Here is a 24,156-nt window from a genome sequence, read left to right as displayed (position 1 = left end):
TCTGCTTTTCGAGAAAGCAGTCTCATAACGGAGCAGTCTCTCATTTTAATGGCAGCTTAATTGTGAACCTTGTCCATTCACCGGGAATGGAATTTACTTCCATTATTCCGTTATGTTGATCGGAAATGATGAAGTATGAAACCGAGAGTCCCAGTCCGGTTCCTTTGCCCAGTTCCTTAGTGGTGAAAAAGGGATCGAATATTCTGTTTACCGGTTGGATGGTGATTCCCGGACCATTGTCTTCGATCTCGATAATGGCCATATCCTTTTCGTCTTTAATACGGCAGATGAATCTAGGTTGATCCTGAGCGTAGTCCTTTTCACTCATAGCTTCCGCACCGTTTTTGAGCAGGTTAAGGAATACCTGTTGTATTTCGTTGCCATCGCAGTGAACAGCAGGTGTGTTTTCATCGTACTGGCGGATAATTTCAATTTTTCTAAAGTCGTAATGTTTCTTTAAATTGTAATCGTTGGCGACCAGTTCAATTGTTTTTTCAAGCAGTTCATCCAATCGATAACGTCTGTTTATCTTGTCACTTTTTCTGCTGAAGCTGAGCATATTGGAAACGATTGTAGCTGCGCGGTTTCCAGATTCCTTAATACCGGTGAGCATTTTAGGAATCTGGCGTTTGTCCATGTACTTTCGTAAGTTAACGAGCGAAATGTCGCATTCAGTGGCAGCGCTTTTGTTCTTTTCCATATCGCTTAGCAAACGTTTCTCTATGTTTTGCGCATGCCCTAAAATTCCGGCTAAAGGATTATTGATTTCATGGGCCATTCCAGCAGCCAGACCGCCTACAGACATCATTTTTTCAGACTGAATCATTATTTGTTCCAGATTCATACGTTCAGTCACATCATCAATGCGTATCACTGCGCCTTCAACTCCGTTGGCTATCAACGGATAAATAGTAATGTCATCGTAGCGGGTGGTTCCTGCATCTGTTTTGGTCTGTACTGAGTCGGTTTCGATAACTCGGTTTTTCATTGCTTCAAGAATTCTCTCCAGCTCGTTTTGCATGTCGGGCAGAGCTTGGGATAAAGGAAGACCTACTGCGTCATTGGAGCTGATGCGGCTTATTTTTTCTGCTTCCATATTCCAATGGGTGATTTTGCCTTCCGGGTCCACTCCCACAAGAATAGATGGCATGGAGTTGATTATATTGGCCAGATAGTTTTTGGTTTTGGCTAATTCATCTTCAGCTTTGCAGCGAGCCCGTTCATATCGGCTCAGGGTGTTGAATACGATGATTATGGATAGTATTCCGGCGATCCATATTGTTATGAATGAGCTGTTGGTCTCAGCGATAAACGCTTTCATGGTTTGTTGATATTCCGACATCGGGACTGTTACACTTATTCCGCCTCGGATATCTCCAACTTTATAGCCTTGCTGAGCATGGCATTTGAGACATTTTTCTTCCGTGACCATAGGCCGCATGAAATGGAGAACCGGCTTTTCGTTTTCTGTAGCTAGTGCATGAAAATCAGCAGGGTTATTATTAAATGATTCTAGAATCTTTGCTTCCCATGCAGAAGGTTTGTTTTCGGGGCGTATGGGGTTCAGGCTGGTTATATGACCGTGCAATCCTGCTTCTTCATCCATCATCCCGTAGACCATGCGCATCATGTATGCCGGGTTTATCATGGTCATTATTTCCCCGTCAGTCGTAGTAACATCACGCTGCGGTACATGTAGGTAGTCATTCGGTTGAAGCTTTGGAGAAACTTCGGCGTAAAGACCTCCCAGCCCAGCCACCCAACGGCGGTAGGTCAGGTCTTTTTCAAAGGCGACCTCTGCTTCTTTCAGGGCAGACCTGTATATATTGTCTTCTTCAGCCTGAACAATTCTGTTGTAAAAGAAAAATATGGACCCGGTCCAAACCAGAACTAATATCAGGCCTAAAAGCAGTAGCTTATGATAGTATTTCAATAGTTCTTCCCGCTGCTAAGTTAATAATCATAATGATCATAACAAATGGAGGGGAAGGCATCCAGACTGATTTGGATAAATTGGTGCCTTTGGCCTTTGAAATTTACAGCATAGAGTCTCTATTTCAAATCAAGGCGTTTGATCTGGTGTGTAGTATTGAAAAATTCAAGGGGTTTAATGCCGTCATTCTCAATCACACCTTCTGTTTTCGAATACACGTATAGTTTGACCGGAGCCGAAAGCATATCTGTAAGCTTCTTTTCTATCTTTTTAATTTCCTTACTTTGAACAAGGCGCGCTCCGGTAACATCCGCCATGATTTTCCAGCCTTTTTTCATAGGCTGGGCCTCAACATGGATTGGGAATATGTTCCGCAGTTCACCTATTAACTTTGCGGCTTGTTGTTCAATTGTTTTGGCCTGTGGGGATTCTTTTCCTGAATAGTGAACTCCGAACAGATTCCTGCCGTTGCGGGTTATGTCGTAGCTTTTGTAGTAGCGGATGATCAGCGAAAGGTCGTTTACTCCGGTATTCTTACGCAGCACTTTCTCCAACCTCTCAACTGATTCCGGCATAGGGCGTTCAGGTCCGCTGATCTCGATGATCAGACCCGGACCGCTTTTAAGTTTTGCGTAATTAATTCCTGCAAGAGTGTACCATGGATATTCGGATATAATACTGCGGAGCAATAGTTCTGCCTGTTCCAGAATCATGGCGCTTTGCTCAAGCTTTATATGTTGTTTTTTGGCATGGGCGTTTAGCAGGGCGCTGGTTGATTGCGGAGAGGAAGAAATACTTTGGGTAATGCTGGTGCGGACAATGATTTTTACTGGTTTATGAAGAACTTGCGAAGCATGTTCTTCCATAGTTTTTATGGCCTTAGCTTTAAGTGATGTCGGCCCGTTAAGAGTGATGAAGCCGTTTACGGCACCTTCATCTATTTCATGGCTTATCTTTTCAATGGTTGTATTAGGAATTGATGTAATTGCCTGAGTTGCTACGGTTCGTAAACTGTTGTCGATCTGCCGGGAAAGGGCGACCTCCACGAGGGATTTGGTTAGAAATCCTGCAACAATGATCAGCCCTATAGTGGTTACGGAGAAATGCTTTATCAGCCGAGGCAGTGGTTCATCCTCGGAATGAGGAATAAACCCGGTAATAATGAAAAGCACGCTGGCAACAGAAAGAATAACCAGAAAGTTGGCGAAGAAGAGCAGAAAAGCCCCCCAGCCATCAGAATATTGGTGAAGCGCGATGCAAAGACCGCTGGCACATAGTGGAGGAACAAGGGATGTGGCTATTGCGATTCCGGGCATAACCGGGCTCACCCGTTCGTCAATGAGGGCGACTGTTCCAGCTATTCCGGCAAAAGCGGCGACTCCAAGGTCAAGCAGGTTGGGCTTTGTTCTTGAGATTACTTCATGGGTCAGCTCAAAGAAGATCGGGAGGCTTCCGATAAGTATGCCGCCTAATATTCCGATTAAAATTCCAGCTGTTACTGAAAAGATAGAAGCGCGGATGAGGTCCATTTCACCTCGCACCAATCCAAGTGAAAGTCCGAAAATAGGTGTCATCAGAGGTGAGACAAGCATTGCCCCGATTACTACTGCCGGGCTGTCGGCTGTGAGCCCTATGGATGCAATGAATGCAGCTACGCCCATAAGCAGGTAATACATACCGCGCGGGACTGAATTCCGGGTAATATCAGCGATAAGAAATTCACGCCGAACATCACTGACAAAGAGCAACGGTGGTCTTGTCGCATTTTTTCGTCTGAATTTAAGGCCCATATACTCTCCGGCTGCTCATTTTAGTAAATTGGAACTAAGATAAAAAATACGATTAAGCTGAAGTTGGGTCAACAGGGTTTAACGATAATCTATTCAGGAAGGTTGTTTACAGCTTGATAGAACATATTCCTGCTTATGCAGGGACAGCCTTTTTTTATTTATCATTCTTGGCGTTCAGTGTCCTTTTTGGTTATAGTTAGTTTAAGTTCTTGTGGCCTTAACGCAGGAGGAGTGAATGTTGAAAAAATATTTCAAGTTAATTGAAAAGGGCATCTTTTTATGGCTGTTGTTTCTGTGTCTGTCATTGAGTGCATGCTCTGATGATCCTATCCGTCTTGGCTTTTCAGGAACCCTCAAAGGTAAATATTCTGATTTAGGCGTTCAGGGCCGTAATGGGGCTTTGCTGGCTGTCGAGGACATAAATGAAGCTGGAGGAATTGACGGTCGTAAAATTGAACTCATCGTACGGGACGACCAGAATACACCTGAAGGTGCTGTTAAGGCAGACAAAGAGCTCATAGCTGAGGGAGTCTCAGTAATTATCGGCCATATGACAAGTTCTCAATCAATGACTGCGGTGCGCGACATGGCGGACAGCAATGTTGTTTATATTTCGCCCACTACCTCAACTCCCTTGCTGCAAGGGATTAAAGATAATTTTTTCAGGGTAATTCCTACCCTTACTGATCTTTCAAAAGGTCTTGCAGAATATTCTGTGGATGAGCTTGATAAAAGAAGGCTGGCTGTCGTCTGGGATAATTCAAATCCGGCCTTTACCGCTCCTTACAAGGATGTATTTGTTGAAAAATTTGCAGCAAAAGGCGGTGATTTTGTTGGTGCGGTCAGCGTAGGTAAACATGAGGGTTCCATTGACTGGCAGAAAGTTGTTGATGAATTAAAGGGTATGAACCCCGATACCGTGGTCATGGTTACCTCGGCACGAGATTTAGCCGGGTTTGCCCAGTTTTGTACCCTGAACAAAACAAATTGGACTATTTTGAGCAGCATGTGGGGATATACCAAAGAATTGATTCAGACCGGCGGTAAAAGCGTGGAAGGGATAATTTTTGTGGTCCATTTTGCTGAAGATGATCCTGAAAAACTCTACGTGGATTTTAAGGATAGATTTATTAAACGTTTTGGGTGGCCTCCTAATTTTGCGGCTGTTTTCGGCTATCAGGCTGTGCAGGTTTTTGCTGAGGCAGTGAAAAGGAATGGAGGACGTACCAAAGGTCTCGGTGGTGCCATTACCGGAATCAGCTTTGATGATAGTTTGGTCGGGCCTTTTGAAATTGACGAGTTCGGTGATGTAAAACGTAATGGACATATTGTGACTGTTAAAGACGGTCATTTTGTCACAGTCTCCAAGAGAGAGAAATGAGCAGAGACTCGGTTGTTGAGATCTTTCAGGGCAAGTTGGTTCAATGGATCCTTGTGCCTGGTTTAATAATGACCGTTATTCTGGTTTCCATTGTGGGGTTGAATCAAATCAATACACTGGAACGGGAGATCGTTCATCTTTCGAGATCTCTCTCCCGCAATGTGGAGTTTTATATTGATGGCGCGGAGGATGTTCTGCGTTCTGTAGCTATTATGAGCGGAGAAGGTAACGTTGATAGTCTTCGTAATTACTTCAGCGGATTACATGACCGTTTCGGGCAGTTTGATAGGCTCATCCTTCTAGATAAGAACGAAAATATTATAGCGGTAGCTCCTCATGGAATTAAGGGTGTTGATTTTCCAATCCGGTTTAGCGGTTCGGATGATTCCAAGCGCGTACTGACTTCTCCGATGATTTCACCGAACTCCGGAAAGCTGGTGCTGTACATCAGTATACCAGTGCGGGGCGGCGGAAAGCTGGTGGCTGAGTTGGATCTCGGTGCTTTGCAGAAATTTATTTACGGTTTTCTATCTTCCAACAGGATAATAATACTTGCTGATTCTTATGGTAACCTGATTGTTCATCCTGATCGTGAACTTGTTAAAATACAGGCCAATGTTGGAAATCTTGATATTTTTAAAAAGACATTGGCTCCCGGTGATGTGGAATTTTACCATGCAGAAAACAGGCTTTCTTTTGGCCGTGTTGTGAATGTCACCGGAACCGGCTGGAAGCTTTTGGTCGGCTGTTCGGCCTATTCTCTGTTTCAGCCCGTAATTGCTCTTGGTTTGCTGATCGGTTTGCTGGTTGTCTTTTTTTTCATGGTTTTGCTTTTTGCGTTGAAGAAGGAGTTTCGCGAAGGCGTGGTTACACCGCTGGTTGGCTATGTCAGGAAACTTTCTGCCGTTGCCGAGGGGGATTATCCCACATCTGCATCACAGGAAAGCGGTTTTGTGGAGCTGGATAACTTGGGCAGAGTTTTCGATTCAATGGCTGAACAGGTTCGTGAACGGGAACACGAATTAATTGTTTCGAAAAGATATTTTCAAAGTGTAATTGATTCCATGCCTTCAGCCCTGATCTGGGTCAATGAGGATATGGATGTCTGCCAGTGTAATAATCGTGCTTTGGAGTTGTTCAATCTGGATTCCACTGAGATTGAGCCGGAAAATGTGGAAAGTTTTTTTTCAGGTCACGAAGATATTGTTGATGTTATTGCCGAAGCAAAGAAATTCAATTCTCCGAAAACTATTGAACGGACCGTAATCAGCGAAGATTCAACAGATATATTTGATATTACGGCTTTTCCCCTGCGTGGCTTTGAGGTCAAAGGGGTGGTGGTCAGGATTGATGATGTCACCGCCCGTGTGCGCATGGAGGAAATTATGGTCCAGACAGAAAAAATGATATCTATCGGTGGACTTGCAGCAGGTATGGCCCATGAAATCAACAATCCCCTTGGCGGGATAGTGCAGGGGGCTCAAAATTTGGAGCGCAGGTTCTCTCCTGAAATTAAAGCCAATGCTGATGCCGCAGATGAAGCAGGGTGTTCGCTGGATGCTATGCAGGGGTATCTTGAGGCCCGCAAGATTAATTCTGTCATTAAAGGGATTAAGGATTCCGGTATGCGGGCAGCTAAAATTGTTTCCAACATGTTGAAGTTCAGCAAACCCGGAAAGAACATAGTAACAACAGTTAATGTTCACGATTTGATCGAAGATTGTTTGGAGCTATCTGCCAAGGATTATGATTTGAAGCAGAAATATGACTTCACTCATATTAATATAGTGCGTGATTTTTCACCTGATGTGTCGGATATAATTTGTTCACAGGGCGAGATCGAGCAGGTCTTATTTAATCTTTTCAAGAATTCAGCGCAGGCCATGCGCGAACACGGTTTTTTCGGCTCAACACCAGAAATATACGTGCGGACGCGCAGCATCGGGAATTCTGTTGTTATTGAAGTCGAAGATAATGGTCCCGGAATAAAGGATGAAATTCGAAAAAGAATTTTTGAGCCATTCTTTACCACCAAGTCCGTCGGTGTAGGAACAGGCTTGGGCCTTTCAGTTTCATATTTCATTATTACTCAGAATCACGGTGGAACTTTCACGGTTAGTTCTGTTCCCGGTCAGGGAGCACGGTTTACTATTACTCTTCCTGTACAGAAAGGAAGGCTGTAATTCGTGGCTTAGTCTTTTTTCCCATATCAAACTTTATTCAAATGGAATTCGGATAGTGAAACGGGTCCAGTTGCCGGGGCTGGAGTCTACAGTCATGCTTCCGTTATGATGACTGGTTATTATAAAATATGAAACCGAAAGCCCCAGGCCCGTGCCTTTGCCCACATCTTTGGTCGTATAGAAAGGTTCAAATATTCTGGAACGGGTAGTATAATCAATACCGGGGCCGTTATCCTCAATTTCAACGACAACCTCTTGAGGGGTTTTACTTACCCGACAGATGAATTGGGGGGATTCCTGATCGTAGTCCTTATCCCGCATTGCTTCCGCCCCGTTTTTCAGGAGATTCATCAAGACCTGTTGTATCTCAGTTCCTTCGCAATAAATTGGCGGAATTTCTGGGTCATATTCACGGATTATTTTTATCTGCCTGAAGTCGTATAGTTTTTCCAAATTGTAGTCACTGGCAGAGAGCTCAATCGCTTTTTCTAAAATATTCTTAATATTATGGAGTGAGTACTCTTTCTCGCTTTGACGGCTGAAGCTGAGCATGTTGGAAACAATTTTGGCAGCCCTGTTGCCTGCGGTTCGGATTCCATCGATCATTCTGGGGATTTCCCGGTCTGTCATGTAATCCTGAATCTGTTGCAGATCGATTCCGTGCTTTTCGGCTGCGCGAATGTTGGCCTTTGTACTGTTGAACAGCCTGTTACGAATATTTTGGCTATGCCCGAGAATTCCTGCAAGAGGGTTGTTGATTTCATGGGCCATGCCCGCAGCCAAGCCGCCGATGGACATCATCTTTTCCGTCTGGATCATCAGCTGTTCTGTTCTTTTGCGGTCCGTTATGTCCATGTGGGTACCGATCAGTCTTACAGGATTTCCCTGATCATCGAATTCCGGTACTCTTCCGCGTGATAAAATCCATTTCCATTCCCCTTCTTTGGTGAGCAGTCTGAATTCCTGTGAAAATAATGATTTGCGATCATCACAGGGGAACTTGCTTAAATAAGCGGTTACTACTTCAGAAGCACGCTCTCTGTCATCAGGATGCATCAAATAGAGCCATGTCTCATATTCGTTAGGGAAATCTTCCGGTTCATAACCCAGCATCTCAAAGTAACGCGGACTGTAATATACTTCATTGGTTTGCAGGTTCCAGTCCCAAAGTCCGTCACTTACAGCGCGCAAGGCCATATCATAACGTTCTTCACTGACTTTTAAATCTCTCTGGATGCGTTCTCTTTCATCTAATTCGGCTATCAGTGCTTTGGTCCGCTGGGCAATTTTCTTTTTGAGTGTGCGGTTTATGGTTACAAACAGTCCACTTACGAAACACAGAGCTAATAAGCCTAACAATGCATATCTTTTTGCTTCAGTTGTGCTGATGCTTGGCTCGTAATTTACAGAGAGCCAGGAGTTGTGGATTGCAGCTACATCCTTATGTGACATGGCTTGGATTGTTTTGGAGATGATGGAAGCAAGTTCCGGCCAGTCATTGCGTATTCCCATAGATAGTTTAAGGTCATCAAATTTGGCAGGGGCCGCTACTTTCAGGTTTGAAAGTCCGTAGTTTTTGACAAAGTAGACGACGACAGGAAGTGCATTGATAGTGGCGTAGGACTCTTTCGTGGCGACATCTTTAAGTGAGTCAAGTGTGGGAGTTCTGGATTTTATTACCCGAAGTTTAAGGTTTGGGTATTGTTTTTCAATTTGTTTTTGCAGAATGAATTTGTCCTGGACCGAAACAGTTTTGCTTGCAAGATCATCTAGTCCTCCAACAAATTCAGCGTCATCGCGGGTAACAATAACCCAAGGCAGGGTTTGGTAAGGAATGCTGAAGGACATGAAATCCTTACGGGCATCGGTTTGCTGAATGGCCGGAACCATGTCGATTCCATCGTGCGAACGAATGGATTTTAATGCTTCAGGCCAGGATATGTCGTTCTGGGTTGCGTAATTAAATTTTATACCGTGAATTGATGCGATCAGATCAAGGTAATCAATCGATATCCCGGATATTTGGTTTTCCGTCATCATGAAAGGGGGCCAGTCCCCAACCCTGACTGTGACAGTTTTATCCTGCTTCAGCCATGCCATTTCTGCTTCGCTAAGCTTGATTTTTTGCTTTATGATTTCCGGATTTATTCCGTCCATTCCGGCATTTGCTGTGCTATATGTAGTTGAAATAGTGAATATATTGAGTATGAAAAATAAGCAGATAAAGATAAAGCAACTATATGTCGTTTTGAATTGATGCTTCATGATAGGTAAGTCTTGGTGTGTTCTTTTAATAGTGGAGAGATAATATGGTGGAAAGGTAGCATATAGCGAGTATAAAAGGAATTGCTAATGTATTATTTATTTCGGTGAATGGTGTTCATTGACATGGATTTATATGGAGAGATATCACTGCATGCATGATTGATAAGGCTTCAGCAATAGAAACTGTCATGCGTAAGCTCAAGAAAATTCAGGTCGGGCGAGGGCTTGATTTGCGCACTTACAAGCGTGACCGCTCAGTGGTGATCTTGCGCAGGGGGGAAGATTTATTTTCAGTGACCGAAAACGGATTTGATACCGAGCAATTTACAGAAGACTTCAAGGGGGTGAAGAAACTGCTTAAGAAACTTTTGAAAAAGGAATTTCCGCGCAGCAACAAAATTCGTGTTTATGATGTTGATGCTAATGATTTGAACTAAATAGATTTCTATCTGACTGTACATTAAACTTTGCCTTTTTTAAGCCGGACTAACATTGGCCGTTTTTGATTTTTGCGCCCTTGAATTGCTGCTTCAAAGCTGTTAGCGTTTTGGGTTAATTAGTTTAACCTATAAACATACAAGGAAAATGTTAGAACCAGTTAAGTCTGTACTTGGCAAAGGCAGTTCCGTTAATTTTGACTTCACTTATTCCGTATGGTGGAATTTATTGTTGATTACAGTTGGATCAGCAATATGTTCCATCGCTGTAAAAAGTTTAGCCGTTCCCCACGAATTTCTAGCCGGGGGTGTTTTCGGCCTTGCTTCACTTATTTACTATAAAACCGGGGTGCTTTCCCCGGGGGTGCTGTTTTTTATTCTCAACGTACCCGTATTCTTGTTTGCGTGGATAAAGGTAAGCCGCCGTTTCTTCTGGTATAGCCTGTACGCAACCATTGCAGCCACAATCTCATATGAATTCATTACAATCCCAATGGCTGTCCACAATACCACTTATGCGGCCGTCGCCTGTGGAGCGATGATGGGTTTCGGAGCCGGGACAGTTTTGCGTTCACTGGGTTCAAACGGCGGTCTTGATGTGCTTGCCGTGTATCTTTTTCAGCGGTTTAACATTGGGATAGGCAAGGTTTATCTTGTCTTTAATGCGACTCTTTTCAGTCTCAGTATGTTTGAGCTTCCCCTAGATATAATAATCGCCTCGCTGATTTTGGTGTTCATATCATCCACGGTGGTGGAGCAGACACTTTCGATGTTTAACCAGCGCAAAGTCGTTTTTATTATTTCAGATTATAGTGAAATGATAAGTCATGATATTCTGCACGAGATGAAGCAGAGTGCTACTTTTATCAAAGGGCAGGGAGCCTATCTGCGTGAAGATAAGAATATCTTAATGACGGTTGTTAACAACATTCAGCTTAAAAAGTTGGAAGAGATAGCCTTTAGGCACGATGATAGAGTTTTGTTCATAGTGGAGAACACTTTTTCTGTGATTGGAGCAAGTTTTTCCCGCCGTAAGGTTTATTAATAAACGTAGTTCGTATTGAAAATGTCAGGCCGCCTTCTCATGAGGGCGGCTTTTTTTGAACTGCGGTTTAATCTTATTGATTCTAATTTTATCTTCATATAAAGAATCTTCACATGAAGACAAAAAAAGAGGTGCAGGTGTAGATATGGATAGAATTGGTTTGATGTCTGAGCAATGGTCAAAAGAACGCCCGGAACTGGAATCAGAATCAATGGAGATATACGGCAGGCTGATGATTGCTAACAAATTTGCCGAGAAAGCCATGGGAGCATTTTTAAAATCTCATGGACTTATAAATCCTGAGTTTGATGTTCTGGCTGTGCTTCGGCGCGCAGGAGATCCTTATAAATTATCAGTTGGCGAATTGTGTGAAGCTGCCCTGTTAACTAGCGGAGCTATGACCAATCGCATTGATAAGCTTGTGAAGAAAGGGCTTGTCGATCGGGAAATTAATACGGATGACCGTCGAGGAGTCCATGTTGTTTTAACAGCAGAGGGATTTGATTTAATTGACTCAATAATTCATGAGCGGTTTGAGGTTGCCGATAAATTTATCAGGTGTCTTTCGGCTGATGATCGTAAGTCTTTGAATGGTATTTTGAAGAAACTACTAAGTTATTACGAATAATTGTGGAGCGTTGGAGTTTGGTATGAATTCAATTTGTATATTTTTAGGTTCAAATACCGGAAATGACCCTCTGTATATGCAGGCAGCAAGAGAAACAGGACTGGAGCTTGCTAAACGCAATATTACCTGCGTGTACGGCGGGTCCAGCACAGGAATGATGAATGAACTCGCTGATTCGGCGTTAGGTGCCGGTGGAAAAGTCATAGGGGTAACTGTTCAGGCTTTGAAAGATAAAGAGCAGTTCCACAAGGGGTTATCAGAACTGCATGTTACGCCGACAATGCATGAAAGAAAGAAAATGATGATTGAGCTTTCTGACGGTTTCATTGCCCTGCCGGGCGGCATAGGAACTTATGAAGAATTCTTTGAAGTATATACCCTTAAACAGTTGGGCTTTCATTCCAAGCCTTGCGGGTTGTTGAATGTGAACAATTTTTATAATCCGCTTGAACTTATGATGAGTACTGCAGAAGGCGAAGGATTTTTGAAAACGCCTTATGCAGAATCCGTGTCTGTTTCTGGAAGCGTGCCTGAATTGTTTGATCTCTTATTGGACACTTTGGACACTCCCGCAAAGCTGTCTCGATAAATGAGATCAATTTAATATTGCGTTCTATTCATCCTGTCAGAATCCGACTTATTGCTGAGGCACTTTTATATGTTTAGGGGTAGGCTGTTTTAAACAGTCAGGAGATAATATGAACGATAGAAAATTAAATCTGTTATGGACCAATGCCGACCCTTTGACCTCTGAATTAATGGTGATGATGTATGCGCATAACGCCATCAAAAAGGGATGGTGGAAAGAGATTCGTGTCATTGTCTGGGGCGCGACAGCAAAGCTGGTTGCCGAAGATGTGCATATCCAGAAACTGATTGCCGATGCTCAGGAAGACGGAGTTGAATTTAGTGCTTGTGAGGCTTGCGCTGATCAGTTGGGAGTAAAGCAACAGCTTGAAAAGCTGGGTATTGAAATTATTTTCTGGGGCGCACCTTTGACTGAGATCATCAAAAGTGAAGAACATTTGATCACTGTTTAAAGGTATATTCAATTTGGAAATCGGGCCGTCCTCGCAAGAGGGGGCCCTTATTCTTTTATATAGCCGACGAAATTGGAATTGCTTTTCCAGTCGATAATGACATCTTTTTTTGAAACTCCGTTTTTAAAAGAGACACCAAAGCAGGTTCTATAGCCTTTGGGACCCTTTAGTTCGTATACTGAGAAGTATTGATTAGAAACCAGACCGCCAGCTTTACTTTCGTTGTTTGAGTCAAACACTGTTCCGGCAAAGAATCCGGCCAGAAACAGGACAACAGCGAATATAAGTGAGTTCAGCTTTTTCATTTATAGTCTCCTTGCTTAATGGTTGTTTATATCTCTTGATATTTAGAATTTATGGAATATCACGAGCTGGTTTAAATGTTATCCTCGGGATATAGTGTCCGAACTGCATCCCAGAAAACGGCTTCTGCATCACCTGCAGGTGCGGTATCGGTATTAATTGCTACTGCAAAATAGTGATCTTTGTATTTGTATAAGCAAACCTTGTAGCCATCAATGTCGCCGTTATGTCCTGTGGCTCCTTTGTTGTACATTATGCCAAGTCCATATCCAAAAATCTCACCACTCCAAGGACTTCCGTCAGACATAGCAACCAAGGTCATCATCTGATCGACCGATTCTTTTGTCAGCAGTTGATATTCGTGTAGCGCTTCGATCCAGTTCAGCATGTTTGATAGTGATGAAACGATATTTCCTGCGGAAAAAGCAACACTGGGGGAGTGGTCGGTTGTATCCACCCATGAACCGCCCTGTTTTTCATAACCGTTTACATAGGGACTCCGTATTGTGTTATCATCGATCGCCGGGACGTACGTCATCTGTAAGTATAATTTATCCAGTATTTTTTCTTGAATCAGAGTTTTGAAATCTGCTTCTCCTGCTTTTTCAGCAATCAATCCGAGAATGGCATAGTTTGTATTTGAATAATGCCAGCCTGTACCGGGTAAAGATATGTATGGCTTTCCGCAGGTTCTTGCGTAATTAACTAGAGTTTCGGGCTGAAAAGTTGCTTTCGGGGTGGCAGTGTATTGTGCAAAGTAGTCTGGTGTCTGCGTATAGTTAGTAAAGCCGGAAGTCATATTCAGTAATTGCCTGATGGTTGCTATGTTGCTGTTAGGGTAGTATCCGGCACCCATCCAATCGTCCACTTTATCGTCAAGGTTCAATTTGCCTTCTTCAGCAAGTTTCATGATAAGTGCAGCTGTATAGGTTTTGGTAACGCTCCCTATTCTCATGTACATGTTTGTATTCATTGGTACAGGAGTACCGGCAGCATAGGCAGGAGTAATTAATAAGTTCTGTATTTTAAATATTATATTGTCGTCTATGTAGGCAACATTGCCATTTAAATTCGCATTTCCACTTACCCCCATCCATGTTGCTCCGCCAACCTGCCTTACACCGATCATTCCACCCGGAAATCCAAGGTTACTTCTGGATTGATCAAGGGATGCCTGTAATGCCTTGGCTTGTTCCTCCGGGAACTCCAATCCGGTTCCACATCCTGTGTTTCCAAGTGTTAAAGGGCAGGAAAGAAGTAGGAGAATGGATATTATCTGGATGAAGAAACGTTGTGTTCTTTGTTGCATGCCATAAATAACCTTATTTTGCTGATAATATCAAGGAGTAGAACCTTCTGACTTCCGGTCATATTCATGTACACACTACAGCCGTGTGTTTTACATTTAAGTAGCGCAAGAGCCTTTCATTGTAGATAAAACCGTTCTGATTGGAGTTGTTATGGGAGAACTTGTCATTGCCGGCGCAGGGCATGCGCACATGCAGCTTATGGAGGCCATCCCTGAGCTCATTGCGGATGGACAGCGTGTTACGGTCATTGGCCCGGATGAACGGCATTACTATTCGGGGATGGGACCGGGGATGCTAGGTGGTATTTACCGTCCTGCCGAAATAAGTTTTCCTGTGAAGTCAATGGTGGAAAGTCGCGGCGGAACGTTCGTACTAGGAAAAGTTGCGCGCATAGATCCTCACAAACGAATAGTCATCCTTGAGACAGGGCAGGAAGTTCCCTATGACGTGCTTTCATGCAATCTTGGCAGTTCCGTATCCAATGACCTTGCATATGAGGTAAGCACTGATATCTATACTGTAAAACCCATTCAAAACCTTTTGCAGGCTCGCATACGGATTCAGGAAATAGCCTCTGAACGGCCGGTGCGTATAGGCATCTGCGGGGGCGGACCTGCTGCGCTTGAAATCGCTGGCAACGCTTGGACCGCAGCCAAAGAACAAGGTCGTTTCGGTGCGAAAATTAAGATTTTCACAGGCAGCGAATTTCTGCACAACCAGCCGGAAAGGGTGCGCAATCTTGCGATTAAAAGTCTGAATAAACGCGGAATTGAGATTGTTCAGGGCAGTTACGTGGAGCGGGTGGTAACAGGTGACATCTTACTGCAGAACGGACTTCACTACGAACAAGACATCATTTTTCTGGCTTTGGGGGTGAAGCCCTCAAAAGTCTTCGCCGCATCCGATTTGCCCATAGGGAAGGATGGCGGGCTCAGGGTTAACCGCTATCTGCAAAGTGTTTCCCATCCGGAAATTTTCGGTGGAGGTGATTGCATCTGGTTCGAACCGAACCCACTGGATAAAGTGGGAGTTTATGCCGTGCGGCAAAACCCAGTGCTCGTACATAATGTGCGGGCGCAGCTTAAAGGGCTAAGCCTGAAAGATTTTGATCCGGGCGACTCATATCTGCTCATATTTAATACCGGGGATGAAAAAGGCATATTGCTCAAAAACGGATTAAGCTTCAGCGGGTCGCTTGCTTTCAGGATTAAGGATTATATCGACAGGAAATTTGTTCGGCGGTTTAAAGTTAATGGGAGTTGACAGAATTAAGCCTTACTTAATGCCAACGGATTGCTTTTGATCATTCGGTGGTGGGAGCAGGATATTTTGAATCGCTCAGCGGGGCTCATTGATTCAAATGGTTAATTCCCGATGATCCCTTTGGCATGGCAGGTGATGCTGAAACATTACGTTATGTTTCAGCTTATTCGTGTCCTGTGTTGTGGGAGTGCTGTACAACAATCTGTTCAGGAAAGGACTCTTGTAACAAGGATTGGAAAGGCTTCTATTTAATTCTGACTGAATCATGCCATACCTATCTAGATTGAAGTGGCACAAGGTGTTATTGATCTCAGCCCACTCTGCTATGGGCACTTTTTCATCATATGGATAATTGGCAAAATTTTTCCTTCCCATGCTTATATAGGCCAAGGTATTGTGTGCCTTCTCAAATTTTTTATTAATTGATTTCAGGTAGTCGTCTGACATGGCTCCAAGCAGCATGGTCATAAGATCGTTTTTTAAGCAGCCTTTCACAACATTCAATACCGTGTTGCTGGCAAGCCATGACGCCACATCAAGCCCTTCAATCATTCCGCTCATGCAGCCAAGGTCTTTTACCGGGTTGTGTGCGATGCGGGTAAATTCTTCAATCTCTTTTGAAAAAGTAGACTGTGGATCATATGGAATGCAGTTCCGGAACTGATCGCTTAATCTTCTATGCCTTTCTTTTTTTACTATTCTCAGCAGTAATCCTCTTTCCACAAAATGCGATAACAAGAATGGGTCAACAACCATTTTCCCCAGATCTTCAGAGTATTGGCTGCCAGTACACTCACGTACTTGTTTTTTGAACCAAAGCGGAAGGTTTTCAGTAACGCCATAATCTTCCGTTATTAATGCTGCATTTAGGATACAAACATCTAAGTGTCTGGGGTTTATCACAAGATCACCAAAATCAACGTTTTGGCAATTGTCAGCATACTTCCCGGCTAATAAAACGGTCAGCTCCATCAACTTGGCATAGCTTAAGGCAATAAAAGGAAAATGTTTGATATCGGAATCTTTTGATATGCCGTCTAGCTCGGCCTGTCTTAAGGTAATGAATTCCTCGTCTAACTTATTGGGATCTAAAGTTGAATCCAGGAACTCATTGAATTTTATTAAATCAGCAATAGTCGTATCCATCATTAACTCCGTATGCCAAGTGGGAAGAAATATGCCTAGTTCTGTTTCCACCGGTTAGTCTCTATCGCTGTAAGTAAGTTGAAGAAGTATTCTAAGTATAGTTAACGTGATATATGTCCAAGTTGACACAATATTCTCCCCCCAAAAAAATCCTTACGTCACATCAACGTAAGGCCTTTGAATTCTCTGTGGTCGGAGCAGGAGGATTTGAACCCCCGGCATCTTGCTCCCAAAGCCGTTGGCGAACGTTGCAAACATTTAATTAATTGAAGAAATTTTCACATTGGGAACATCTTTTCGAGATTCTTAGGGATTTTTGGGGGTGAATGGTTCCCCGTGTTTTCGGTTTTTACCTACAACGGCAATTTTGAAAAGATACATTTTTCATCAAGGCGGACCTGAACTACCTATTTCAGGTCCGCCTTGTTTTTTATTGTTGCTCTTCTTGTTCCGCATGCTTGGCTGAAAATGTTGTGTTCTCATTGAGGTGCGGAAAACATTTAACTTAGGAGGAGCAATGGGGTTGGCTGGTGAATTTGTTGTGAAGAAGAAGGATTGGAAGGACTTAACTTCAGGGCAACGCATGTACGGCGAAACCGAACCGCCTGAGATGCAGATCGAAACTCAATGGGAAATTGTGGAGCGCAGCACAAGCGAGAAGTTGTTTGAACCGGGTATGGATAGGTCCGGTTTTTCCAAAGGAGACATCCTGTATCCGACCATGCGCAAGCCGGAAGTACAGGCCAGGTGGGATCAAAAACAATATGAGTATGAGGCTGCGAAGGATCAGTATAATCGGATTAAACGCATGTGTCATGCTCAGTTCATCCGTGAAAATTCAGACCACGCATTAGCGCAGGGATTGTCTGAAACAGAATATGGTAGGGAGGTTTTAGCTGAATTAGACAAAGTCTGTGAGGTTGCTACCCGGCAGCGCCAGCAAAAGCAGTCCCCGCATCCATATGCTCAGACTGGAACCGGAGAGAGCATCCATGACGAACTCGCCAAGGATGGTATTGAAGTTGATCCCGATGAAAAAGTTCGTACTATCACTTTTAACGTTCCCGGAGCTGATAATCCTTTTACCATTCTGGCTACCGCATGTGATGATAAATGGCGCATAGTTGAAAGGTTGCTCGCGTTTGATCCTGATGCTTTTCATCTTCAATATGGATACGATGAAGGTGGAAGATTGAACAGGGTTTGGCAGGATGACCGTCTGATTGAGTCTTACGAGTATGGCAAGCAGGGCGAACGTTTGGTGTCTGAAACATTGCAATACGAGCGCAGAAGCTATGAGTATGATGATAAATTTCGTCTTCTACAGGCTGGTGATACCACATACACATACAATGCTTATGGAAGTCTGGCTGAGAGGAAAGTCAAAAATAGAATTACTAAATACGAATACCTATCCAACGGGCAGCTGTATAAGGTTGAACGGCCTGATGGTCGGATTATCGAATACGTTTGCGATGAACGTGGTGTGCGCATTGCTAAGAAAATTAACGGTAATATTGTTGAAAAGTATAAATGGAAAGATTTCACCACACTTGAAGCAGTCACTGACAGTAAGGGCAAGAATATATGGACTTTCAATCATGATGAAGAAGCAAGCCAGATCGTCGCGGTCTTTGAAGGGAAGAAGTATTATTTAGCGAGGGATCAAGTCGGATCAGTTTTTATGGTTGCTGATGATCAGGGAAATGAGCTAAAGAAAATTATCTATGATTCGTTTGGAAATATATTAACAGATACAAACAAGCAGTTTTATCTGCCGCTAGGCTTTGCATCCGGCCTTAATGATAAAGATACCGGATTGGTTCATTTCGGTTTCCGGGAATATGATCCTGAGATTGGTCGTTTTACTGCCCAAGACCCGCTTGGGTATGGCGGCGGTGATGTGGATGTTTACGGGTATTGTCTGGATGATCCGATCAATTTTAATGATGCAATGGGCTTGGAAGCGGGGGGAATTTGGGGAACGACTCCGCGCAGGCATAATGTAAAGAAATGGTACATCTGGAAGGCTGGTAAGGGGGCTTGTGACAACTGCTTAAAGATGGATGGCAATATTTCGGAAACGCCGACAATGGAACGGCCCCATCCCAATTGTAAGTGTCAGCAGGTTGAGTGTCAGGAGTGGGATGAATTTACTGAATGGGAAGATGTCAGGGAATTGGAAACTATCAAGATCACGATGTTTCCTCCGGTTGTTCTGCCCGGAGTGCCTGTTCCAAATGTTAAATGGCAGAAAGTTTACAGAGCAGAAGAGCAAAGAATTAAAAGACATTATGCTTCATGTGGGAGTGTTGGAAGTGGCTCTTCTGAAACAAAAGAAACACGTGTGCGAAGAAAAGATATGTTCAGGTGGTCTAAAGCATATGTAGTAAATGGAGGATATGAGGTTGAAACTGGAGATCGTGGTTGGACGCACAATCCTTGGACGGGTGAAACAGTTTGGTTTTTCTTTGGTTAGTTGCTTAATCTTTATCTGTTTTATAGTGGTAGCAAATGGTTGTTGCGAGAATGGTAATAGCTTAAAAGAGGCAGATGTGTTTTTAGGACCACCCCTAGGTGATACCATTAAAATTAAAGAAAGTGGCTTTGGAATTGTTACAAGGAGGATATGTACAAAGATCAATGATGATGGAAGTTATGTCATTGAAGAATGGACAAAGCTCCCTAAGCCCACAAGAATTTCAACAGCAGAAGAAAGAAGCAAGACCAAGCTCCCAGAAGGGGCTTACTATTGGGATGATGCCCCAGCAGAAACAATGTATCGCTATATCCTTACCGCTGAAAATGGAAAATTAATTTTCAACAAGGGTAAAAAAAACGAAAACACTATTCTCGACTTAAACAATAAGGAATGGAGTCAGTGTCTCTGGTCTTCAGCCGGGAAAGTAAAAGCTGACTATGTTATTGTGAAAGAAGAGAAAAAAGTAGTTCTGGGTAAGTTACGTAAGCTTGTACACGTTAAATATTCGTTTGATCTTAACGGGATGCATATTTGGCAACTATACGTGGTGGCTTCTGGACTGGGTATTATCCGAGAAGAAAGCTTATCTCCCGGCTCAAATAAACTTAAGTCTACTTTGATTGAAGAATAACAAATTCAAAGCTAGTCTCCCCGGAGGCTGGCTTTTCCATTCAGGGGGGCATCTTGCTATTCTGCCAAGCCTGCTGGTAGCAGCGTATTCTGCGTAAAAATGCATTGTTTATATATCTATTTGGAAATATAGACGGATTTGCTGATGCCGCCTGTGCGGATGCCAAGACGTTCTCATCTTGTTTTGTTCCATAATTTTTAAAATGTTCCCAATATGGTTCCCAGCACGAAAAAAGGACTTACATCATATTAATGTAAGTCCTTGAATTTACTGGTCGGAGCAGGAGGATTTGAACCCCCGGCATCTTGCTCCCAAAGCAAGCGCGCTACCAGGCTGCGCCATGCTCCGACTTGTTTCGTGCAGAAAGGGAACTACGTGAATTGTATTTGCTTGGCAAGAACTAAATTTATTTTTTTAAAATTTAATTCTTTGTCTATGCTGTTTATGCCTTTAACTGTCTAAAATACCCCGTTAATTTTGCACCCGCAGTACTTGCACATACCATCAGAGAGGCCCGTCTTGGTCATTTCGAAGCCGAATCGTTTGATCAGTTCCTTGTGGCAATCAGGACAGAAGGTGGCTGAGCTTTCGTTACCCGGAATATTACCGATGTATACATATTCCAGACCCGCATTGGTTCCTGCTTTTCGGGCTCTTTGCAGGGCTTCCATAGGGGTGACTGGACAGTCCTGCATCTTGTAATCCGGGTGGAAACGGGAAATATGCCAAGGAACTTCCTTACCAAGCTCATTGGCGATGAATGCGGCCATTTCTTTTAATTCGTCCGGTGAATCGTTCTTTCCGGGAATAAGCAGGGTCGTGACCTCTACCCACCAGCCGTTTGTCTTCATGTGCTTGAGGTTGTCGAGGACCGGATTAAGGCGGCCCCCGCATGTGTCCCGATAAAAAACATCATTGAAAGCTTTGAGGTCTATGTTGGCGGCATCGATCAGTCCGGTCAGTTCTTCGATACAGTCCGGGCTTTGGAAGCCGTTGGAGACCATGATATTTTTCAATCCTTTTATATGGGCAAGACGGGCGGTATCCTGCATCAGCTCAAAAAAAATGGTCGGTTCGGAATAGGTGTAGGATATGGAATCACATTTGTGGGCGATGGTCGCTTCCACCAGAATTTCCGGGGTTACTTTTTGTCCCGTGATTTCCCGTCCTGTTTTGGGGTGCTGGGAAAGGGAGGCATTCTGGCAGAAGGTGCAGCCGAAGTTGCAGCCCTGTGTACCCAGTGAAAATGTCTCGGTTCCGGGCAGGAAGTGGTACAGCGGTTTTTTTTCTACCGGGTCCACATTGAGTGCTGCTACCAGCTCATAGGTTTTGGTCATGAGCTGGCCGTCAACATTTTGCCGTACCCCGCACTTACCGTGTTCCTGTTCGTCAATTATGCAGAAATGACTGCATAGCCTGCATTGGACTTTACCGTCCTTAAGCGGTTTCCATAGTCTGGCGGGATGAAGCATGACTTTCCTTATTATATTTTGCTACGGTTTGATTTCAGGGACAACAAATATAGGGCCGACTTGAGTGTCTTCCTTATCTTCATCCTTGTCTTTAGGTGAAATGCTTATCGTGTTGGAATTATTATCTGATTGAATTGAGATCTTACTTTTGTTTCCGCCTCCGGTGCCCATGCGGATGGGTTTGCGGTCCTTGGCGGTATCCTTGTTAATGAACTTGGTTCCTGCTATGGCGTTTCCACACAGGAACAGTCCCAGAATGAGAAAAGCGGTGAATAAAGTTTTCTTGTACATGGTTTTTCTCCGTGGCATAGTATAAACTCTTATTTGGTCCTGTGCAAACAATGGACCTTTTTCTTTTCCCGATAGCGGGAAATGGGTGATGTTGTTCCTTGAACTTATACGGGATTCAGCATATACAGTCCGTTCTTAGAGACTGTTAGGAGAAATTAATATGGCAAGTCGTTCTGATGCATATAAAGCCGCCGGTGTTGATATCGATGCGGCTAATGATTTTATTGGTCGCATTAAAGGTATGGTGGGTTCCACCTTCACCAAGGGTGTGGTCACTGATATTGGCGGGTTCGGCGGGCTGTTCAAGCTTGACCTTACTCAGATGGAAGAGCCCGTACTGGTGGCAGGTGCCGACGGTGTGGGAACCAAGCTTAAACTCGCTTTTGCAGTAAACAAGCACGATACTATCGGTATCGATCTCGTTGCTATGAGCGTAAACGATATTCTCGTGCAGGGTGCAAAACCCCTGTTCTTCCTCGACTACTTTGCAACCGGCAAACTTGAGTCCGGTGTGGCTGAAGAAGTTATCGCAGGTGTTGTGGAAGGCTGTAAGCAGTCCGGCTGTGCGCTGCTCGGCGGTGAGACCGCTGAAATGCCCGGTTTCTATGCTGACGGTGAGTACGACCTTTCCGGTTTCTGTGTCGGTATGGTGGATAACGCCAAGATCGTAGACGGTTCCTCCATTACTATCGGAGATTCCATCATCGGTCTGGAGTCTTCCGGCATCCATTCCAACGGTTACTCTCTGGTGCGCAAGATTTTTGATGAGTCCGGCCTGAAAGCAGACGACCTGCTTCCCGGTACTGACCAGAAAATCGGCGAAGCGCTGCTGGCTCCCACCAGAATCTACGTTGATGCGGTTCATAACCTTTCCCGTGATATTGAAATCAAGGGTATGGTTCATGTTACCGGCGGCGGTTTTTACGATAACGTACCCCGCATCCTGCCCAAGCAGGTTACCGCAGAAATCAACTTCAATTCATGGGAAGTTTCTCCCGTGTTCAACTGGCTCAAGGAACAGGGCGATCTCAGCTGGCCTGAAATGCTGCAGATCTTCAACACCGGTATTGGTTACATCCTCGTTGTATCCAAAGACCATGAAGAAGATGTGCTGAACAGACTGGCAGGAATGAAGCTCAACTCATGGAAGATCGGTGAAATCACCGCCCGTGACGGAGATTCCGAGCAGGTTAAAGTTAATTTCTAGTTTTTGTTTTTGGTAAATCAAAAAGCCCTCAAACCTTATGGTTTGAGGGCTTTTTTCGTTTCTAAATTTTTTAATTGGTCATTGACTGTGTGATGGTTGCCAGTCTTCGGCAAGTTTCGATGCTTTTTGTATTTCAGACTGAGTCATCCTGCTTTTGAGTCTATCCCGGCTTTTTACTGCCTGTTTAATTCCTCGTTCAGCTGACAGGCTGAACCACATGTATGCCTGAATGTAGTCTTGCGTAATATCCTGTCCGCTTTCATACATTGCTGCAATATTGTACTGGGCTTCGGGCACTCCCTGCTTTGCAGCCTTTAAATACCATTGGGCAGCTCTGGTGCGGTCCTGCTTTACTCCCAGTCCGCTGTCGAACATAAGGCCAAGATTGTATTGGGATAGCGCATAGCCTTGTTCTGCTGCCGTTAAGTACCATAATACCGCATGCGAGTAGTTTTGCGGAACTCCCAAGCCCTCTGCGTACATAATGGCCAGATCATGCTGGGCTTTTGGCAGTCCTTGTTCCGCAGCTTTCGTATACCATTGGGAAGCCTGAGCGTAATCCTGCGCCAGCCCCAGACCGTTTTCGTAAAGCCTGCCTAGATTAAGCTGTGCTCCTGCAAAACCCTGTTCTGCTGCCCGGCGGTACCAATAGGCTGCTATGGAGTAGTCCTGTTCAACTCCTTTGCCGTTATTATACATAGACCCAAGGTTGTTTTGAGCCATGACATTGTCTTGCTCCGCAGCCTTGCGGTACCAATGCACAGCCTGATTAAAATCCTGATCTATGCCCATGCCGTGGGCATACATTATGCCCAGATTATATTGGGCTATTGGCAGTCCCTGTTCTGCTGCTTTGCGATACCAGGACAGGGCCGTTTCTAAATTCTGAGTTACTCCCAGTCCGTTTTCATACATTGCTGCCAGGTTGTTCTGCGCTTCAGCTAAGCCTTGCTCGGCAATTGGTAGATACAGTTGTGCGGCTTGGGCATGATCCTGCTTAACACCGATGCCGTTAGCGTACATCATTGCCAGATTGTACTGTGCACCTACCGAACCTTGATCTGCTGCTTTTCTGAACCACATTGCCGCTTTAGAAAAGTCCCGTTGCATACCGGAGCCGCTGCTGAACATTATACCCAGATTATACATAGCCTTAGCGTGGTCCTGTTCCGCCGCTTTTAAAAAAAGACGGCTTGCAAGTTCGTAATCTCCCTGCTGGTAGGCTGCAAACCCGTCTTCAAAGTCATCGGCATTTGAGAGTGTGGGAAAAACGGCAGATAGCCCCATAAACAATAAGGCTGCGCAAAAGATTAAATGTATGAAACGTTTCATATATACTCCGGTCTGGT

Annotated in this window: 20 protein-coding genes and 1 tRNA gene; 11 read left to right on the top strand and 10 right to left on the bottom strand. The window is 44.1% G+C overall.

Features of this window, described 5'->3' with window-relative positions:
- Window positions 1-40 precede the first annotated feature (40 nt).
- On the bottom strand, window positions 41-1,933 hold the full coding sequence (locus DESAL_RS19865; RefSeq protein WP_015853017.1) for a c-type heme family protein: 1,893 nt from the start codon (window positions 1,931-1,933) through the stop codon (window positions 41-43).
- A 119-nt stretch (window positions 1,934-2,052) separates the two neighbouring features.
- Window positions 2,053-3,723, bottom strand: a complete 1,671-nt coding sequence (locus DESAL_RS16000; RefSeq protein WP_015853016.1) for a DUF389 domain-containing protein — start codon at window positions 3,721-3,723, stop codon at window positions 2,053-2,055.
- 235 nt (window positions 3,724-3,958) lie between these two features.
- Here DESAL_RS16000 and DESAL_RS15995 point away from each other — a divergent pair, with 235 nt between their 5' ends.
- Both DESAL_RS15995 and DESAL_RS19860 read left to right on the top strand, forming a co-directional pair.
- Window positions 3,959-5,104 carry an ABC transporter substrate-binding protein gene (locus tag DESAL_RS15995; RefSeq protein ID WP_015853015.1) on the top strand — a complete coding sequence of 382 codons (1,146 nt, stop codon included), beginning with the start codon at window positions 3,959-3,961 and terminating at the stop codon, window positions 5,102-5,104.
- Window positions 5,101-7,287, top strand: a complete 2,187-nt coding sequence (locus tag DESAL_RS19860; RefSeq protein ID WP_015853014.1) for a sensor histidine kinase — start codon at window positions 5,101-5,103, stop codon at window positions 7,285-7,287. The genes DESAL_RS15995 and DESAL_RS19860 overlap by 4 nt, the downstream gene beginning before the upstream one ends.
- A gap of 33 nt (window positions 7,288-7,320) precedes the next feature.
- Here the strand turns inward: DESAL_RS19860 and DESAL_RS19855 are convergent, their stop codons facing one another.
- A complete protein-coding gene (locus DESAL_RS19855) occupies window positions 7,321-9,444 on the bottom strand; it encodes a PAS domain-containing protein (RefSeq protein WP_015853013.1) in 2,124 nt (707 codons plus the stop codon).
- A gap of 263 nt (window positions 9,445-9,707) precedes the next feature.
- Between DESAL_RS19855 and DESAL_RS15980 the strand changes: the two genes are divergently transcribed.
- The 5 genes from DESAL_RS15980 (at window position 9,708) to DESAL_RS15960 (ending at window position 12,702) form a co-directional block, all read left to right on the top strand.
- On the top strand, window positions 9,708-9,989 hold the full coding sequence (locus DESAL_RS15980) for a hypothetical protein (RefSeq protein WP_015853012.1): 282 nt from the start codon (window positions 9,708-9,710) through the stop codon (window positions 9,987-9,989).
- A 148-nt stretch (window positions 9,990-10,137) separates the two neighbouring features.
- A complete protein-coding gene (locus tag DESAL_RS15975; protein ID WP_015853011.1) occupies window positions 10,138-11,034 on the top strand; it encodes a YitT family protein in 897 nt (298 codons plus the stop codon).
- Between the two features lie 55 nt (window positions 11,035-11,089).
- Window positions 11,090-11,662, top strand: a complete 573-nt coding sequence (locus DESAL_RS15970; RefSeq protein ID WP_157046974.1) for a MarR family winged helix-turn-helix transcriptional regulator — start codon at window positions 11,090-11,092, stop codon at window positions 11,660-11,662.
- Window positions 11,663-11,684: 22 nt separating this feature from the next.
- Entirely contained in the window at window positions 11,685-12,251 is a 567-nt protein-coding gene (locus DESAL_RS15965) for an LOG family protein (protein ID WP_015853009.1), read from the top strand.
- Between the two features lie 109 nt (window positions 12,252-12,360).
- A complete protein-coding gene (locus DESAL_RS15960) occupies window positions 12,361-12,702 on the top strand; it encodes a DsrE family protein (RefSeq protein WP_015853008.1) in 342 nt (113 codons plus the stop codon).
- A gap of 47 nt (window positions 12,703-12,749) precedes the next feature.
- Here DESAL_RS15960 and DESAL_RS15955 read toward each other — a convergent pair whose 3' ends face one another.
- Entirely contained in the window at window positions 12,750-13,007 is a 258-nt protein-coding gene (locus DESAL_RS15955; protein WP_015853007.1) for a hypothetical protein, read from the bottom strand.
- Between the two features lie 71 nt (window positions 13,008-13,078).
- Window positions 13,079-14,314 carry a serine hydrolase domain-containing protein gene (locus tag DESAL_RS15950; RefSeq protein ID WP_015853006.1) on the bottom strand — a complete coding sequence of 412 codons (1,236 nt, stop codon included), beginning with the start codon at window positions 14,312-14,314 and terminating at the stop codon, window positions 13,079-13,081.
- 151 nt (window positions 14,315-14,465) lie between these two features.
- Between DESAL_RS15950 and DESAL_RS15945 the strand changes: the two genes are divergently transcribed.
- The gene (locus DESAL_RS15945) at window positions 14,466-15,578 is read left to right on the top strand and encodes an NAD(P)/FAD-dependent oxidoreductase (protein ID WP_015853005.1); all 1,113 of its coding nucleotides are present in this window, start codon (window positions 14,466-14,468) and stop codon (window positions 15,576-15,578) included.
- A gap of 93 nt (window positions 15,579-15,671) precedes the next feature.
- Here the strand turns inward: DESAL_RS15945 and DESAL_RS15940 are convergent, their stop codons facing one another.
- Window positions 15,672-16,724 carry a hypothetical protein gene (locus DESAL_RS15940; protein ID WP_015853004.1) on the bottom strand — a complete coding sequence of 351 codons (1,053 nt, stop codon included), beginning with the start codon at window positions 16,722-16,724 and terminating at the stop codon, window positions 15,672-15,674.
- Between the two features lie 517 nt (window positions 16,725-17,241).
- Between DESAL_RS15940 and DESAL_RS19850 the strand changes: the two genes are divergently transcribed.
- Both DESAL_RS19850 and DESAL_RS15930 read left to right on the top strand, forming a co-directional pair.
- Complete coding sequence (locus tag DESAL_RS19850) at window positions 17,242-19,203, top strand: RHS repeat domain-containing protein (protein ID WP_015853003.1); 1,962 nt, start codon at window positions 17,242-17,244, stop codon at window positions 19,201-19,203.
- Window positions 19,133-19,837 (top strand): hypothetical protein, encoded by a 705-nt coding sequence (locus DESAL_RS15930; RefSeq protein WP_157046972.1) that lies wholly within the window; start codon window positions 19,133-19,135, stop codon window positions 19,835-19,837. The genes DESAL_RS19850 and DESAL_RS15930 overlap by 71 nt, the downstream gene beginning before the upstream one ends.
- Before the next feature lie 271 nt (window positions 19,838-20,108).
- On the opposite strand, the gene DESAL_RS15925 is transcribed toward DESAL_RS15930, so the two are convergent.
- From DESAL_RS15925 to DESAL_RS15915, 3 genes are all read right to left on the bottom strand, one after another.
- Window positions 20,109-20,185 (bottom strand) — tRNA-Pro (locus tag DESAL_RS15925).
- Window positions 20,186-20,295: 110 nt separating this feature from the next.
- Entirely contained in the window at window positions 20,296-21,309 is a 1,014-nt protein-coding gene (gene amrS, locus DESAL_RS15920; protein ID WP_015853001.1) for an AmmeMemoRadiSam system radical SAM enzyme, read from the bottom strand.
- A 21-nt stretch (window positions 21,310-21,330) separates the two neighbouring features.
- Entirely contained in the window at window positions 21,331-21,600 is a 270-nt protein-coding gene (locus DESAL_RS15915; protein ID WP_015853000.1) for a hypothetical protein, read from the bottom strand.
- A gap of 160 nt (window positions 21,601-21,760) precedes the next feature.
- Here DESAL_RS15915 and purM point away from each other — a divergent pair, with 160 nt between their 5' ends.
- Window positions 21,761-22,807, top strand: coding sequence for a phosphoribosylformylglycinamidine cyclo-ligase (gene purM / locus DESAL_RS15910; RefSeq protein ID WP_015852999.1), 1,047 nt, complete (start codon window positions 21,761-21,763; stop codon window positions 22,805-22,807).
- A 78-nt stretch (window positions 22,808-22,885) separates the two neighbouring features.
- Here the strand turns inward: purM and DESAL_RS15905 are convergent, their stop codons facing one another.
- Window positions 22,886-24,139, bottom strand: a complete 1,254-nt coding sequence (locus DESAL_RS15905) for an SEL1-like repeat protein (protein WP_015852998.1) — start codon at window positions 24,137-24,139, stop codon at window positions 22,886-22,888.
- Window positions 24,140-24,156 lie beyond the last annotated feature (17 nt).

The organism is Maridesulfovibrio salexigens DSM 2638, assembly GCF_000023445.1.
Taxonomy (GTDB): domain Bacteria; phylum Desulfobacterota; class Desulfovibrionia; order Desulfovibrionales; family Desulfovibrionaceae; genus Maridesulfovibrio; species Maridesulfovibrio salexigens.
Note: the sequence above shows the minus strand (reverse complement) of the source record. Positions and strands in the feature narration are given on the sequence as shown.

Bases quoted from the DNA above. Each gene is read 5' to 3' on its own strand.
- DESAL_RS19850 (WP_015853003.1), top strand. From the start codon at position 17,242: ATGGGGTTGGCTGGTGAATTTGTTGTGAAGAAGAAGGATTGGAAGGAC.
- DESAL_RS15955 (WP_015853007.1), bottom strand. From the start codon at position 13,007: ATGAAAAAGCTGAACTCACTTATATTCGCTGTTGTCCTGTTTCTGGCC.
- DESAL_RS15950 (WP_015853006.1), bottom strand. From the start codon at position 14,314: ATGCAACAAAGAACACAACGTTTCTTCATCCAGATAATATCCATTCTC.
- DESAL_RS15995 (WP_015853015.1), top strand. From the start codon at position 3,959: ATGTTGAAAAAATATTTCAAGTTAATTGAAAAGGGCATCTTTTTATGG.
- DESAL_RS15965 (WP_015853009.1), top strand. From the start codon at position 11,685: ATGAATTCAATTTGTATATTTTTAGGTTCAAATACCGGAAATGACCCT.
- DESAL_RS19855 (WP_015853013.1), bottom strand. From the start codon at position 9,444: ATGGACGGAATAAATCCGGAAATCATAAAGCAAAAAATCAAGCTTAGC.
- DESAL_RS15940 (WP_015853004.1), bottom strand. From the start codon at position 16,724: ATGGATACGACTATTGCTGATTTAATAAAATTCAATGAGTTCCTGGAT.
- DESAL_RS19860 (WP_015853014.1), top strand. From the start codon at position 5,101: ATGAGCAGAGACTCGGTTGTTGAGATCTTTCAGGGCAAGTTGGTTCAA.
- purM (WP_015852999.1), top strand. From the start codon at position 21,761: ATGGCAAGTCGTTCTGATGCATATAAAGCCGCCGGTGTTGATATCGAT.
- DESAL_RS15915 (WP_015853000.1), bottom strand. From the start codon at position 21,600: ATGTACAAGAAAACTTTATTCACCGCTTTTCTCATTCTGGGACTGTTC.
- DESAL_RS15945 (WP_015853005.1), top strand. From the start codon at position 14,466: ATGGGAGAACTTGTCATTGCCGGCGCAGGGCATGCGCACATGCAGCTT.
- DESAL_RS15980 (WP_015853012.1), top strand. From the start codon at position 9,708: ATGATTGATAAGGCTTCAGCAATAGAAACTGTCATGCGTAAGCTCAAG.
- DESAL_RS16000 (WP_015853016.1), bottom strand. From the start codon at position 3,723: ATGGGCCTTAAATTCAGACGAAAAAATGCGACAAGACCACCGTTGCTC.
- DESAL_RS15905 (WP_015852998.1), bottom strand. From the start codon at position 24,139: ATGAAACGTTTCATACATTTAATCTTTTGCGCAGCCTTATTGTTTATG.
- DESAL_RS15975 (WP_015853011.1), top strand. From the start codon at position 10,138: ATGTTAGAACCAGTTAAGTCTGTACTTGGCAAAGGCAGTTCCGTTAAT.
- DESAL_RS15960 (WP_015853008.1), top strand. From the start codon at position 12,361: ATGAACGATAGAAAATTAAATCTGTTATGGACCAATGCCGACCCTTTG.
- amrS (WP_015853001.1), bottom strand. From the start codon at position 21,309: ATGCTTCATCCCGCCAGACTATGGAAACCGCTTAAGGACGGTAAAGTC.